Source organism: Undibacterium sp. Ji83W (genome assembly GCF_049340385.1).
Lineage (GTDB): Bacteria > Pseudomonadota > Gammaproteobacteria > Burkholderiales > Burkholderiaceae_D > Undibacterium.
This window is the reverse complement of sequence record NZ_JBMPOZ010000005.1, coordinates 231,263-245,263: the sequence shown is the minus strand read 5'-3', so window position 1 is coordinate 245,263 and position 14,001 is coordinate 231,263. Positions and strand designations below refer to the sequence as shown.

General features: G+C 50.3%; 10 protein-coding genes. 4 read left to right on the top strand and 6 right to left on the bottom strand.

Features of this window, described 5'->3' with window-relative positions:
- Positions 1-814: 814 nt before the first annotated feature.
- Positions 815-2,200 carry a pyridoxal-phosphate dependent enzyme gene (locus ACO0LD_RS11750; RefSeq protein ID WP_423006880.1) on the top strand — a complete coding sequence of 462 codons (1,386 nt, stop codon included), beginning with the start codon at positions 815-817 and terminating at the stop codon, positions 2,198-2,200.
- Entirely contained in the window at positions 2,197-3,390 is a 1,194-nt protein-coding gene (locus tag ACO0LD_RS11745) for a trans-sulfuration enzyme family protein (protein ID WP_423002085.1), read from the top strand. The genes ACO0LD_RS11750 and ACO0LD_RS11745 overlap by 4 nt, the downstream gene beginning before the upstream one ends.
- A 60-nt stretch (positions 3,391-3,450) precedes the next feature.
- On the opposite strand, the gene ACO0LD_RS11740 is transcribed toward ACO0LD_RS11745, so the two are convergent.
- From ACO0LD_RS11740 to ACO0LD_RS11725, 4 genes are all read right to left on the bottom strand, one after another.
- On the bottom strand, positions 3,451-4,320 hold the full coding sequence (locus ACO0LD_RS11740) for a hypothetical protein (protein ID WP_423006878.1): 870 nt from the start codon (positions 4,318-4,320) through the stop codon (positions 3,451-3,453).
- Between the two features lie 144 nt (positions 4,321-4,464).
- On the bottom strand, positions 4,465-5,568 hold the full coding sequence (locus ACO0LD_RS11735) for a tryptophan 7-halogenase (protein WP_423006876.1): 1,104 nt from the start codon (positions 5,566-5,568) through the stop codon (positions 4,465-4,467).
- 2 nt (positions 5,569-5,570) lie between these two features.
- Entirely contained in the window at positions 5,571-8,522 is a 2,952-nt protein-coding gene (locus tag ACO0LD_RS11730) for a LodA/GoxA family CTQ-dependent oxidase (RefSeq protein ID WP_423006874.1), read from the bottom strand.
- A gap of 261 nt (positions 8,523-8,783) precedes the next feature.
- The gene (locus ACO0LD_RS11725; RefSeq protein WP_423006872.1) at positions 8,784-9,536 is read right to left on the bottom strand and encodes an NUDIX hydrolase; all 753 of its coding nucleotides are present in this window, start codon (positions 9,534-9,536) and stop codon (positions 8,784-8,786) included.
- Positions 9,537-9,693: 157 nt separating this feature from the next.
- Here ACO0LD_RS11725 and ACO0LD_RS11720 point away from each other — a divergent pair, with 157 nt between their 5' ends.
- Together ACO0LD_RS11720 and ACO0LD_RS11715 are read left to right on the top strand one after the other, a co-directional pair.
- Entirely contained in the window at positions 9,694-10,251 is a 558-nt protein-coding gene (locus ACO0LD_RS11720) for a 2OG-Fe(II) oxygenase (protein WP_423006870.1), read from the top strand.
- 301 nt (positions 10,252-10,552) lie between these two features.
- Positions 10,553-11,563 (top strand): hypothetical protein, encoded by a 1,011-nt coding sequence (locus ACO0LD_RS11715; RefSeq protein ID WP_423006869.1) that lies wholly within the window; start codon positions 10,553-10,555, stop codon positions 11,561-11,563.
- 24 nt (positions 11,564-11,587) lie between these two features.
- Here ACO0LD_RS11715 and ACO0LD_RS11710 read toward each other — a convergent pair whose 3' ends face one another.
- Both ACO0LD_RS11710 and ACO0LD_RS11705 read right to left on the bottom strand, forming a co-directional pair.
- Positions 11,588-12,679 carry a hypothetical protein gene (locus ACO0LD_RS11710; RefSeq protein WP_423006867.1) on the bottom strand — a complete coding sequence of 364 codons (1,092 nt, stop codon included), beginning with the start codon at positions 12,677-12,679 and terminating at the stop codon, positions 11,588-11,590.
- Between the two features lie 133 nt (positions 12,680-12,812).
- Positions 12,813-13,898 (bottom strand): hypothetical protein, encoded by a 1,086-nt coding sequence (locus ACO0LD_RS11705; protein ID WP_423006865.1) that lies wholly within the window; start codon positions 13,896-13,898, stop codon positions 12,813-12,815.
- Between the last annotated feature and the right edge of the window lie 103 nt (positions 13,899-14,001).

Sequence of the window (14,001 nt, the reverse complement as noted above, 5' to 3'; positions counted from 1 at the left end):
ACCTTGTAGTTGCTTTTGACCTTGTAGTTGCTTTTGACCTTGTAGTTGCTTTTGACCTTGTAGTTGCTTTTGACCTTGTAGTTGCTTTTGACCTTGTAGTTGCTTTTGACCTTGTAGTTGCTTTTGACCTTGTAGTTGCTTTTGACGTTCGCAGCTCCCATGTGTCGACGCCGTTTGTGCGGTACAGAAAATGGATTAAGAAGAGCCGTTGTCTGAGCGTAGCGAGTTTCGGATCTTCCCATTTTTTGTATCGCACAAACGGGGACCCCGTAGGGGCGACGACGCCTGGGTCGCCTTCTTTTGCTTACTTTTCTTGGCGACAGCAAGAAAAGTAAGTAGCTGCCGGGCTACCCCCGGCCGGCAATCGGAAATGACCAATGCAGCCATTTGAAAATCAAAACATGCAAACACCGCGATTCAGAAGTTAATGCACTTTATGATGTGTTGTGAACGCCCCTGGATTCCTGCCAAAAGCACGCAGGAATGACGTTATTAAGGATGCCCGTTTGCGACCTTCGCGCAACCAGATAGAACAAAGCATCCACAAATCACTGTATCCAATCTTGATACACAAGGCATCGATATAAGCAAACCGCATATACCCCAACAAATTTCCAAACTATGGCTATACTATCCCCATACTTGCCACTTTGACCTCAAATCAGTCTTACCCAAATGCAAGTAAATCATTTTCCAACTATGCATAGTTGGAAAAATTCCTTAGCCTCAGGAGATGAAATCGCTAGCATAGCTGCCTCATAAACAAATGCTAAACCTGTCGCAACATATCGTATGCACCCAGGAGCACACTAAGATGACAAAACAAACTGATCCCGCAGTACTTGCGTTGATTGGCAATACGCCTATGGTCAAGGTTACCCGCTTTGACACAGGGCCATGTGAATTATTCCTCAAACTGGAATCACAAAACCCTGGCGGCTCCATCAAGGACCGCATAGGCAGGTCCATGATAGAAACAGCAGAACGCGAAGGTCGCCTGCAGGCAGGTGGCACCGTGATCGAGGCAACGGCTGGTAATACCGGCCTGGGTCTGGCGCTGGTGGCGCGCGCCAAGGGTTACCGCGTAGTACTGGTAGTACCGGACAAAATGTCCACAGAAAAAATCCTGCACCTGAAAGCCATGGGCGCAGAAGTTCACATCACCCGCTCTGATGTAGGCAAGGGCCACCCCGAGTATTACCAGGACTATGCGGCACGCCTGGCCAAGGAAATACCCGGCTCCTACTTTGCCGACCAGTTCAATAATCCGGCCAACCCACTGGCGCATGAAACCACCACGGGGCCAGAAATCTGGGCGCAGACTGACCACAAAGTCGATGCCATCGTCGTCGGCGTAGGTTCTGGCGGTACGCTGACGGGCTTGACACGTTATTTCAACAAGGTCCAGCCCGCGCTGGAATTTGTACTCGCTGACCCAAAAGGCTCGATACTGACTGAGTACGTAGAGACAGGCAATATCAATGAAGTCAGCGGTTCCTGGGCGGTCGAGGGCATAGGCGAAGACTTCATCCCCGGCATTGCTGACCTCAGCGCTGTCAAGCATGCCTATACCATTGATGATGCTGAAAGCTTTGGCACAGCACGTGAATTGCTGCGCGCCGAAGGCATATTGGCAGGCTCTTCCACCGGCACCTTGCTGGCCGCAGCCCTGCGCTATTGCCGCGCCCAGACCACGCCCAAGCGCGTAGTCACCTTTGTCTGCGACACCGGCACACGCTATCTGTCCAAAGTTTACAACGACAACTGGATGACAGACCAGGGCTTGCTCAAGCGAAAAAACTATGGCGATCTGCGCGACATCATCAGCCGCCGTTTCGATGAAGGCGGCGTGATCAGCGTCAATGCCAGCGACACCCTGATGGTGGCCTTCAACCGCATGCGCAGTGCCGATATCTCGCAACTACCTGTCATACGCGATGGCGCGATTATCGGTATTATTGATGAATCAGACCTGTTGCTGAAAGTATCTGCGGATGCCAGCCTGTTCCGCAGTGCAGTAGAAGACACCATGACCAGCCAGATAGAAACCCTGGCACCGGATGCCAGCATCGCCGCATTGCGCAGCACACTGGACAGCGGTCTGGTCGCCATCATTGCAGCCAACAAACCGGAAAAGCAGTTTTATGGCCTGATTACCCGCTTTGACCTTCTCAACCATATGCGCAGGACACTTTCATGAGCTATCCCGAATACAAGAAGCCTACCCATCCGCAAGCCTTTGGTACGCGTGTCATCCACGCCGGGCAATTCCCCGACCCGGTCACGGGTGCCATCATGCCACCTATCTATGCGACCTCCACCTTCGTGCAGGACAGCCCTGGCGTACACAAGGGTCTGGACTATGGCCGCTCGCACAATCCCACCCGCTGGGCGCTGGAACGTGCCGTAGCTGACCTCGAAGGCGGCGCGCAGGCATTTGCCTTTGCCTCCGGCCTGGCAGCGATTGCCACCGTGCTGGAAATCGTCGACAGCGGTGCCCACATCATCGCCGGTGATGATATGTATGGCGGCAGCTACCGCCTGTTTGAACGCGTGCGCAAACGTAGCGCTGGCCTGCAGTTCACGTATGTCGATATGACCAAGCCAGAAGAAGTGCTGGCCGCAATACGCCCGGACACCAAGATGCTATGGGTAGAAACGCCGACCAACCCCATGCTGAAACTGGCTGACCTGCGCGCGATTGCAAAAATCTGCCGCGAGCACAATATCATCGCCGTGGCTGACAATACTTTTGCCAGCCCCAAGGTACAACGTCCGCTGGAACTGGGTTTTGATATCGTCGTCCATTCAATGACCAAATACCTGAACGGTCACTCCGATATCATCGGTGGTATTGCCATCGTTGGTGGCGAAGCCCATCAGGCTGACTGGCGCGAACGCCTGGGCTTTTTGCAAAACTCCGTTGGCGCGATCGCCAGCCCCTTCGACAGCTTCCTCGCCTTGCGCGGTATCAAGACACTCAATATCCGTGTCGAACGCCATAACTCAAATGGCCTGGACCTGGCACGCTGGCTGGAAAAACAGCCCAAGGTCAAGAAGGTGTATTACCCAGGCCTGGAAAGCCACCCGCAACATGAGCTGGCTAAACAGCAAATGGATGGCTTTGGCGGCATCATTTCCATAGAACTTGATACTGACCTGGCAGGCGCTCGTCGTTTCCTCGAACGTTGCGAAGTATTCGCCCTGGCCGAAAGCCTGGGCGGCGTAGAAAGCCTGATAGAACATCCGGCCATCATGACGCATGCAACAATCCCGGCAGAACAAAGAGCCAAGTTGGGTATCACCGATTCATTCATACGCCTGTCGGTAGGCATAGAAGATGTGGAAGATTTGAGGCAGGATTTGCAGTCTGCCCTGGATGCAGTTTGATCAAACTTTGATTAAACTGTAATTGACAGGCCCGGCATAAACAACCGGGCTTGTCATGTTTTACTCGCGATACCACTCAGGTAAAAAACTTTTACCACCGCTGACTCGTTGATATTTCCCCTTGGCTTCATCATACTGAAATACCATGCTGGAACGAAGGGCACTGGGGATGACCTCATAGCTCGTAAAGTATTCGCCACTGGCATCGGGTATGTCGTGACGTTCTATTTCCCGATACTCAAACATCTTTGCATTTGCACTCAATACGATGTCACCCGGCAAGTCTTTGCCGGGCTTGAGCTGCAGCGTCACCTGTATGTCCAGACAATTACCGTCCCTTCCCTCCCGGTCATTCAAACGCACACGTTCAGGCTTGCCTGGCGCTTTCTTCATACGCCTGATGCAATCTGCATGATTGCGTTCTTTCATTGTCAACAGGACATCCTGGTTTTCGGGTATTAAACCCGTCACATGATGCTGAGCCAGCATATACAATTGGGCAAAAATCCCAGTTTCACCTCGATGAGATTCACTATATTCAATCAACAGCCCTTGTTTGGCTGGTGCCAGTTCCATGATTTTCACTGTCTCGATTTTCTGTAAGGAGCGTAGCGTATCGATCTCATCCTGCCTGGCTTCGAGCAACCATTTTTCACCATCACGCTTGAACCAATAAGCCGCAAGTACATCTATGCTGATTTTGCCAGTGTTCAGGGGAATCGCCCTGGTCAGCATGACAGCCCTGTCGTCTCCCAGTCTAAATACCTTGACTGGTGTCAGGTACATGCCTTTTGTGTTGAACCCATCGTCCTGGACTTTCAGTATAGGGCGTTCGACTATGGAATTTGCTTCCCAACCTTTGAAAACCAGCTTCATCAGCGCATCTGGCTCCAGAGTGTCGGCATATTCTATTTTGGAACAGGCAGTCATCAACAAGAGCATGGATACCAAGATGCATCGTAAAAAATAAGACACTGAGACCATCCAAGAACAGGAAGAAGCGACAATTCTAGCTGAGGGCTATTAATGCATACAGGCGCTTCACGTCTGCTTACAATTTTGCGACAGGGAAATTCAGGCAGCAATGAAAGAAACGTTGCGACGCTGCCAGAACGGTTGATCAGCCCAACGTTGCTCTTGCTGGTACCACACTCGCAGATGATGCAGATAGGCTGCCTGTATGGAGTTCAGTTCAGCTACATAGCCAGTTTGTGCATCAGCATCATAATGCGACACCGCCTCCGCCGCTGCCAGGCCGGTGTACAAGGCATTGAATAAGCCTTGCGAAGACAGAGGATCAAAACTAAGCGCAGCATCACCCACTGCCAGCCAGTTGGAACCGGCAAACTGCTGCAACACTGCAGTATGGGCAGCACAATATCCATGCTGCTGCCCTGGCACAAAACCATATTCATCGAGACAGGCCGACAATTGGGTATTCTGGCCCAGACGCTGCAACAGCCCTTGCTGATGATTGCATGCCGCAGCTTCTGGCAAATCGGCATCGGTGTAAAACGCCACAATGCGGCCCTGCCCTGGCAAGGATGAGCTATACCACCAGCCGCCCGCCTCCGCACTGATGTGGCTGGAGCCTGCGCTATTGTCAGTGTCCCTGCCGATCAGCCAGCTGCACACCAGTTTATCCGTGGCTTTGCGGGCTATGCACAGTTGCCGTGTGATTAGTGATTTTCTGCCGCTGGCGTCGACCAGCATCCTGGTTTCTACCTGCACCGTCTTGCCCTGCACAACGATGACAGCATCCCAATATTCTGGATTGCTTTTCGCAGGTGTAAAAGACAGCAACTTGCTTTGTCTCAGCAAAGCCGCACCACGCTCTTGCGCGACATTCTGCAACCAGCAATCAAAACGATGACGGTCCAAATACCAGCCGTGACCATCGAGATTGCGCATGGCATCTTGCTCTATCGCCAGATCACTGCCCCAGTGACTGATGTTCAGATGTGCGGCTTGATGGCCTTGCTGCAAAAACGCTTCATACAAACCCATGTCAGCCAGCAGCTTACCGGCTGCGGCTGGCAGGGATTCACCTATGCGCATGGCTGCTGGCGGTGATGCTTCCAGCATGACTACTTTTTGGAATGGTGCCAGGTTCAGGGCAAAGGCAGAGCCCGCAGGCCCTGCCCCTAAGACCAATACATCTATCTGCAATGTTCCCACGTCTAACGATGCAAACCACGCGGGAAGCGGCGTACTTTTTCTATCGTCATGATGTCGACAGATTCAGCATTCGTCACTTCTGCGGCCCCTACCCTCGCATGCTCATCATGCTGCGCCTGTTTATTATTTGGTGCAGGCATGTCGGCGATAGGTATGTGCTGGTCTTCCACTTCAAACTCAGCAGGAAAATGCTGATGATCAGCCGGACCGGGATGCACTTCCACTACACCGAGATGATCAAAATGATGAATCATATTATTGATCTGGTCGGTATAACTGGTGCTGCCCAGCGGGTTAATCCACGAGGCACGGTTGGCGAATGCGGCCAGCCTTTCACCCAGCGGTTTTTTCTCATCCATGACGACAGCATAGTTTTGCTTGGTCAGGACCTGGTTAGGCACGCGCGCTGGCCAGAAGCTTGGCACATACGGGTCATAGGACTTATCGTAGCCAGAACGGCAGCTTGCCGTATCTGTCTGCCAGGGCACGGCCATCCAGCGGGTAATGCCGCCAGCCTGCTGGCCGTATAGAGGGCCATTAGGTATGGTGACGCCATCGCTGGTGAGTATCTCACCCAGGCCAGGCGCAATCCAGCCATCGAGTGCGTGGGCAAAGCGGAACGGTGCCATATACATGGTGCTGGCCCGCACTGGCCAGGTCATTTCACAACCTGGGTGGAAGGCGTCAGCCAGGCAAAAATCCAGCGCTGCCTGTGTCAGTGTGTCGCCCTGCTGCTCCAGCGGCACCTGGTCTATGCGTTCAGCATGTTTGCGATCAGGGTCGTAATCTTCTACAAAATTACCTTCTGCCCATTCCATCAGCATGGCCAACTGGGTTGCAGTCAGCGAGGCATTTTGCCTTGGTGTTTGCGCAGCGGGGATAGCCATGGCATCACCATACAACCACGGCCAGGGTTTGGGTGACCATGCATCGACTTCATAGTTGCGGAACTGGTTGGCGATGGTCCGGCGCAATTCTACATAGGCGGTATTATTGCTGGCCAGGCGCGACAATGCCTGCGCACTCGTAAGGTCAACCATCCCTTTCCAGCCAAAACCTGCATTGAAGCCAGCATTCACCCATTGCAAGCCATTCAGGCGCTCAAACAGGGGCAGAATATCGAAAGTAAAGCTGGGACGTTTGGGCTTGGGCAAAGTGCCAGCAGTGATGGCGACATCGCGCATCAAGTCCCACATCGTACGCACTGATTTTCTTTGCGGCGCATAGTTGGGTGGTGCAACTACCACCCAGCTTGGCTCCACCATCAATTCCAGCCCTTCATAAACGACCTTGGCGTTGACGGGGCCGTCAGAAGTGTCATCATGCCAGCCCTCATTATTGGCAAAGGTGATGGCGCGGCTATTGTCGTAAGAGGCGGATACACCATGCCCACCCAATACAATCAAGCGACCTTGCTCGTCGGTGAAAGCTTCGCCCAGATACACAGGCTTGCCCATGAATTTGCCATCATCAAAACGCTGCGGTTTGCTTTTTTTGCCGCTGACTTTTCTTTGCTTGGGCGTGATCGACAACATGCTCCTGTCCGGCACTGCCGCATTGCGCAAGGTGGTTTGCGGTGCCGATGCGGCTTCAGGAATATCCAGCGCCAGCTGGAAGCCATACCATGCTGACTTGGTATTGGCGAGTTGCACCTGCCACTCTACTTTTGCATTGTCAGCATTCAGTTCCTTGACGATCTCGCCCTTGGCATTCACGCCATATACGCGGAACCTGGCACCCTGGCGTTTGAGTTTTTTATGGGCGTCACGGTAATAGCCGGGTGCCTCTGGTTTTGGATAAGGTACTTCTGGCCCCAAAAACCATTCCTTCTCACTGGTGCCTACACGCGCAACACCTATAGCTGGATAAATCACTGCCTTGACGATGCAAGTGTCCTTGACTACGGGTTCTGCTTTTGCCTGCGCTACTGCGTGAAAGGGGCAGCCCGCAGTTGGGGAACGCGGCTCACGGGGGTCTTGCAGGCTTTGGCCATTGGCTTCATGCCTGGCATCTGCACCTGCTGCATAGACGACTTTGCGCGCTTCAGCGATAGAACCAACCGGTGTCTGTGCTGGTGGTACGCGCCAGATATTGAAGGCCAGGCCCTGACCATATTCAGACTGGCCACGTACGCTGATATCCTGCTGCGGCAAGATCAAGGTGGCGACATGGATGAAGGGGCTTTCAGATTCTGGCCATTCCACCGTTGCCTCATCCAGCGGCATGGTCTTGGGATTGGTACGCAGTTGCACCATGAAGCGGAACTGGTATTCGCGCTTGGCCAGGCGGTTGCACATGTCTACGGCCAGATAATCGCGCTCATCATTTGGCACGTTCTCTGGCGGAGTGACAGGCTCCAGGCGGTATTTGACGTATTCTTTTTTTCCAGCCTGGAAAGGCAGGATGGCCCAGTAAGTCGTGGTCAGGGTACTGCCCTCGACCTTTTCCATTTGGTCCAATATTTTTGCAGTCTTGGGATGTTTTTTCAGGTAACCAGGATAGTCCTGCGCGACCACGCCAGCATAAGTAAACTCCACCATCTCCTTGGCATTATCGACAAAGAAGACCGGGAAGTTTTGCATGATGAAGTCAGCCGTGTCGCCATCATCACCCAGCGCCTTGGGGCCGGGCACGCCAAACAATTTGATACCTATGCCCAGGGTTGAGTACAGGTCAGGCGAAGTTGGCGTGGTGTCACTGGAAAACCTGACCCAGGCATCCAAGCTCTCATGCGCAAAAACACCGACCTTGAGTTTGGCCGGTATTTTCTTTTCCATCACCAGCCTGGCGCTGGCGACCCCGTGCAATTTGCGGAACACCGCACGCTCTGCCGGACGCTGGCCCAGTCTGATGCGGTTTCCCTGTGCTATCCCGACAAACATCTCGGTCAGACGCTCAGGCGCCTGATTGGCCTGGTCAAAACATGGTGGAATGGGGTCTTGATCTTTGCTCATACACTGTCTCCCTTTTTGTACTGAATGCGCAATTGCTAGCTTTAGCATTGGCTGGTGCGCATTGTTGATGCGGACATTTGCCGGACGCGCATAGCAAGGCGTGTCCAGCAAACATGAATATCAGGAATGCAGGATGATTATTTGATAATATTGAATTTTCGTCAAGTTTAGTTGGCCGCGAATGTGCACTTTTGACAAAACTTGACGATGTTGGTTTGGGGCATTAACTCAAAACGCCCCAAACTAAAGATGGAGGAAAAACTATTTCGCCCCGACTTCACCCGTCATCAGACGATTGAAATAAACCGTACCCTGCCCTTTGCGCAAGCCATACAACTGCGCCGGGCGATTACTACCGAGACGCCACTTGCCTGGCAACTCTTCGAGGAAATCACCTTCCCGGATGCGCTTGCGAAACGCGCTCTTGTCCACCAGACGCCCCAGCAAGACCTGGTACACGCGCTGCAGCTCAGACAGCGTGAATTCTTCCGGCAACAAATGGGCAGGAAGGGAGGTGTATTCCACCTTGTTGCGCAGGCGCTGGACTGCAATATCCAGTATCTGCGCATGATCAAAGGCCAGCTTGGGCAAGCCCTCGTCAGATTCAACCGGGCACCAGCGCACCGCATCGGCATTGCCGCCATGGCTGAGCGTGATGCGGTCAGAAGAAATCAGGGCAAAGTAAGCAAAGGTAGTGGACCAGCCACGCGGATCGCGGTTACGGCTGCCAAAGCCCTGCAATTGCTCAAGATAAGGCGCTTCCACCCCGGTTTTTTCCTTGAGCTTGCGCAAAGCAGCGCCATCAAGATCGACATCATTGTGGATATCAATAAAGCCACCAGGCAAACTCCATTGCCCTTTGCAAGGGTGGTCACCCCGTTTCACCAGCAAGACTTGCAGAGCCTGGTCCCTGATCGTAAAAATCACCAGATCTACGCTCGTCAAAGGAACATCATAGTCATGGATATTGTAATTGAGCAGAAATTCCTTTTCGCTTTGCTTAGCAGTCGCCATGCTTCTTCCCCTGAGTATTCAATGCTGACATTGTAAGCGATAGCCGCATTTAGTACAAATCCGTCACTAAGTTCGTAAATATTTAAAACTAACTTAGTTGAAATTTACAACAAAGTATCTTATATTACAGTCAGCACGAAACAAAATCGAGAACGACATGGAACTGAATAACTACGGTGCAGGCGTATTTGGCATCAAAAATTTTATCACTGAAGAAGAATGCGAACGCATGATCTTTACCAGTGAACAAATAGGCTACGAAGAAGCCATGGTGCAAACCGATGCAGGCATGCAGATGTACAAGCACGTGCGCAATAATGACCGCATCATCTTTGATGACAAAGTCCTGGCAGCGGCCATTTTTGAAAGAGCAAAACTATTCCTGCCTGCGGAATTAAAAGGATGGACTTTGCTGAGCCTGAATGAACGTTTCCGCTTTTACCGTTATGAAGCAGGCCAATACTTCAAATGGCATAAGGATGGCAATTATGCCCGTACAGAGGATGAAGTCAGCTTTTTGACTCTGCTGATTTATCTCAATGATGACTACACAGGCGGCAGCACATCCTTTCGCTGGGAAACAGTACAGCCAGAAAAAGGCATGGCGCTGGTTTTCCCGCACATGGTGTTGCACCAGGGGGCGCCTGTGGAAAGCGGTGTCAAATATGTCTTGCGCACGGACGTCATGTACAAGAAGATAGCAGATTCCCATTGAGAGGATAGACGTATCACTTTGCGTCAAGTATAAGCTCTGTGGATATCTGCCATTTTTTTATACCGGGAGTTTGCCAGGCATGGTCGTCAGTCAATTCAAATTGAAGTGTTTAGCCGGACTGATTTTCTTTGTCCATTCATGCGCGCAAGCAGAGGGCAGCGATACCGTAACGGCAAACACAACACGCTTAAAACAGCTAAAAGGAGCAGAAACTGAACTGCGGGAAGCTGAGACCAAGACGCATCGCGACGATAAGGCCAAACGTTTAACGCTTATTTCCAAATATTGGACTTTAGGATTGATGCGTTCAATGGCGGGTGATGTAGATGGTGCGATTGCAGCATTCAATCAAATGCCTGTTGAAGACGCTCCAGCGACGAGTAGTGAATTCGACAGCATCAACAATGCTAAAGCTGAAGATGCCATTGCCGCTATCGTCCGTGAAGCCCAAAAAACACAGGTAGTCATTTTAAACGAATCGCATCATGTGCCCATGCATAGAGCATTTGCGATGAAACTGGCACGGGAATTGAAGAAAGCTGGTTATACCTACCTGGCCTGTGAGGCCTTCAGTATGTATGACGACTTTCCTTTGCAAAAACAATACGTCAGCGAAAAGGCGGGTATTTTAACTAAAGAATCCACGTATGCCAATTTCTTGCGAGATGCAATGCAAGATCAATGGAAGTTTGTCAGTTATGAGCAAGTCAATGGGTCGCGCGAATCAGCGATGGCGAAGAACCTGGTGCAAAAAATCTTCAGGCAAGACTCGAAGGCAAAAATCTTCATCTATGTAGGCTACAGCCACGCCTACGAATTTCCGGTAGCAGAGACTGATGATGACAAATCCAAGATGGCAGCGCAATTAAAAAGGCTGACGGGTATCAATCCATTGACGATAGACCAGACGGCCATGTATGAGCATGTTGATTCAAAACGACAAAGCAATTTATACAAAGCTGCACTTGCCAGGATGGCGCAGGAAAAGCCTTTTGTCCTCAAATCTGGCGAGCGGCAATATCTGAAGCTGGGTATCGATAATAAGCTCGTCGATATGCAAGTCATTTATCCTGCATATTCCACCAGTCCTGCAACTGGCAGGGCCAGTTGGCTGGGGACACTGGCGGGATTTACACCCAGGGATATTCCAAAAGAATTACTACCTGCTACAGGACGACGTCTGGTCTATGCCTTTCACAAGCAAGAGCCGGCAGATGGCATGCCTGCCGATGTAGTGATGGTGCAGACAGGAAAAACGCCGCCTAAATTGATGCTGCCACCTGGCGAGTTCCGGTTTGCTTATGAAGATTAAATCATCTCAGGAGCGCAACCAGTATCAAGACTTTTTATAGTATCCGATTGCCTGATTCCGTTCACTGAGATCAAACTGATACAGACCAAAAAAACCTTGCCGAACTTTCACGGTCAAGGCTTCATCGATATTCTTGCTGCACCAGTAATTCCTGTCATGGTAAGGATATTCAACCACGGGAAGATTCTTGTCTTCAGGCAGCAAATTCTGGCAACTTGCATCGCGGTGATATCTGGCTTCCAGCAAAGGGCCGCGCACCAGTTGGTTAATGCGAATACCGCCTACATAGCTGGTAACACCGAGCACCAGCCCGCTCAGCATAGCCAGACCAATGACATTACTACGCGGGATGAATTCGCGTTTGCTTGCCTTGAACATTAAAACAATCAGCACGACCGCAAAAGTCGCACCAAAAACAATATGAGGTAAAAAATAATGTAGATTAAAGAAGGCATATTCTTCATGTTGCAGCATCGTATCGACGAAACTGTAGGCGATTAAAATTGCAATCCCAAACAATAATTTTTTTGTTGCGGGATGTTTCGTCAAGTCGAAATTTGCCTCTACAAGCTGAGTATTGGCCGGGTATTTATCCAAGATTTTTAATTCACGAAAAACTGTCAACAAGTCTGGCTCAGCATTCCCACTATTCAAATTACTGCCTGTATTTTGCAACTGCCAATCTTTAAGCCTGATATTCAGGAAACGTGCGCCAGATTGGGGGCGTAACTGGATAAGCTGAAAACGCTCAACATAAGTTGCATCTTTGAGTTCTGTCCAAGCTATATCTTTTTCAAGAAAACCAAGAATTGCCCATCTACTCTTTGGTGGAAGTTTTAAACGCACACCCACATCATCTATGTACAAACTGGCGGAGCGATAAAAGATTTTTGCTACATCATCGAAGACAATCGCTGCTATAAGAGCAAGGACAAATGCCGGAGGAAATGACGCATCTGCCAGAATGCGAATGAGCATCTCCGGCTTTAGCAAATTCTGATACAACATCCAAAGAAAAAATGCGATAAAAGGAAACAATAACAGTGTGGCAAATAACAAGCGCTTTACCCAAGTATGTTTATCTTGCTTCTGGACGAATACATAACTAGCAGGCATGGTTTATATATTGTTCCATCGTTGAAGATTTACATTCGAACCAGCAATTTCCGTATGTGATGACACAGACACCTTTCACGACAGTATGCATTTCAAGAGCAGGCATTTGCTGCACTCCCAATGGCAACCAGCATCAAGACTTTTGTTTGTATTCGCGAATGGCCTTTGTCTGCTCTCTTAAATCAAATTGATAAGAGTTAAACAAACCTTTGCGCACCTTGACGGTCTGGACTTCATCAACATCTCTGCTGCACCAATAATCTTTGGTCATGTGTGTATATCCAACTACTGGAAGGCTTCTATCTTCTGGCAGTAATTTCAGGCAATTTGCATCGCGATGATATCTGGCTTCCAGCAAGGGGCCACCTGCAAGTTGATTGACGCGAACACCTCCGACATAACTGGCAATACCAAATGTTACCCCACACATCATCGCCAGCGCAGCGATGATACCCGGAGGGATATTGTCCCGCACCCTGGCCCTGAGTAACAAACCAGCCACAATCGCCGCAGCGGACATGGCTGCAAATTCATGTGGGCCGGGCTTGAAAAAAGCATAGCCTTCGTGCTGCAGCATGCTATCCAGGAAGCTGTATATCACCAGGCCGCCCATTAGCAGTAGCAGTTTCCTTGTTGCCGGGTGTTTCATCAAATCAAAGGTAGCTGCATCAAAACTGTTATCTTTGGAAAAAGATTCAAAGACCTCCAACTCACGAAACAGCTTTATCAAATCAGGCTCAGCATTCCTGATGTGGAGAGTGGTATCCTGCTTTTGTAACTGCCATTCTTTTACTCTGATACTCATGGGCTGCATTGTCGGTGTTGAGCGCAAATGAATGAGCCCGAAACTTGACAGATAGGTGACACTCTTCACGTCAGCCCAGAGAATTTTTCTTTCAAGGAATTTCATTATTGCCGAACCTTGACCAGGCAGCTGCTCCAGTCGTACACCAGAACTATCCACAATTAATCTGGCGGAACGAAAAAACTTCTGTATAGCAAAATGGAAGACAAAACCTAAGGGAATAGCCATTAAAGGAATGAGTGATTGTGGAGCTATCTTCTTGTAATCTCCGAGCTTTACCAAATCCCAATATTTGAGCCAAAAAAGCCCAGCGAACAGGCTCATTGTAAGCGTGGATAGCAACAGCAATAATATCCAGGAAGATTGATTTTTCTTCCAGGTGAACACATAAGTTTCGGGCACAGTTTTCATCATATCCAGGAGCCGGATTCAGCATGCAAAATTAACGTCAAGGGCGCATGATGTCACAGATAGATACTTGCTACAACTTCAAGTCAATCTTGATAACGTGAACGCA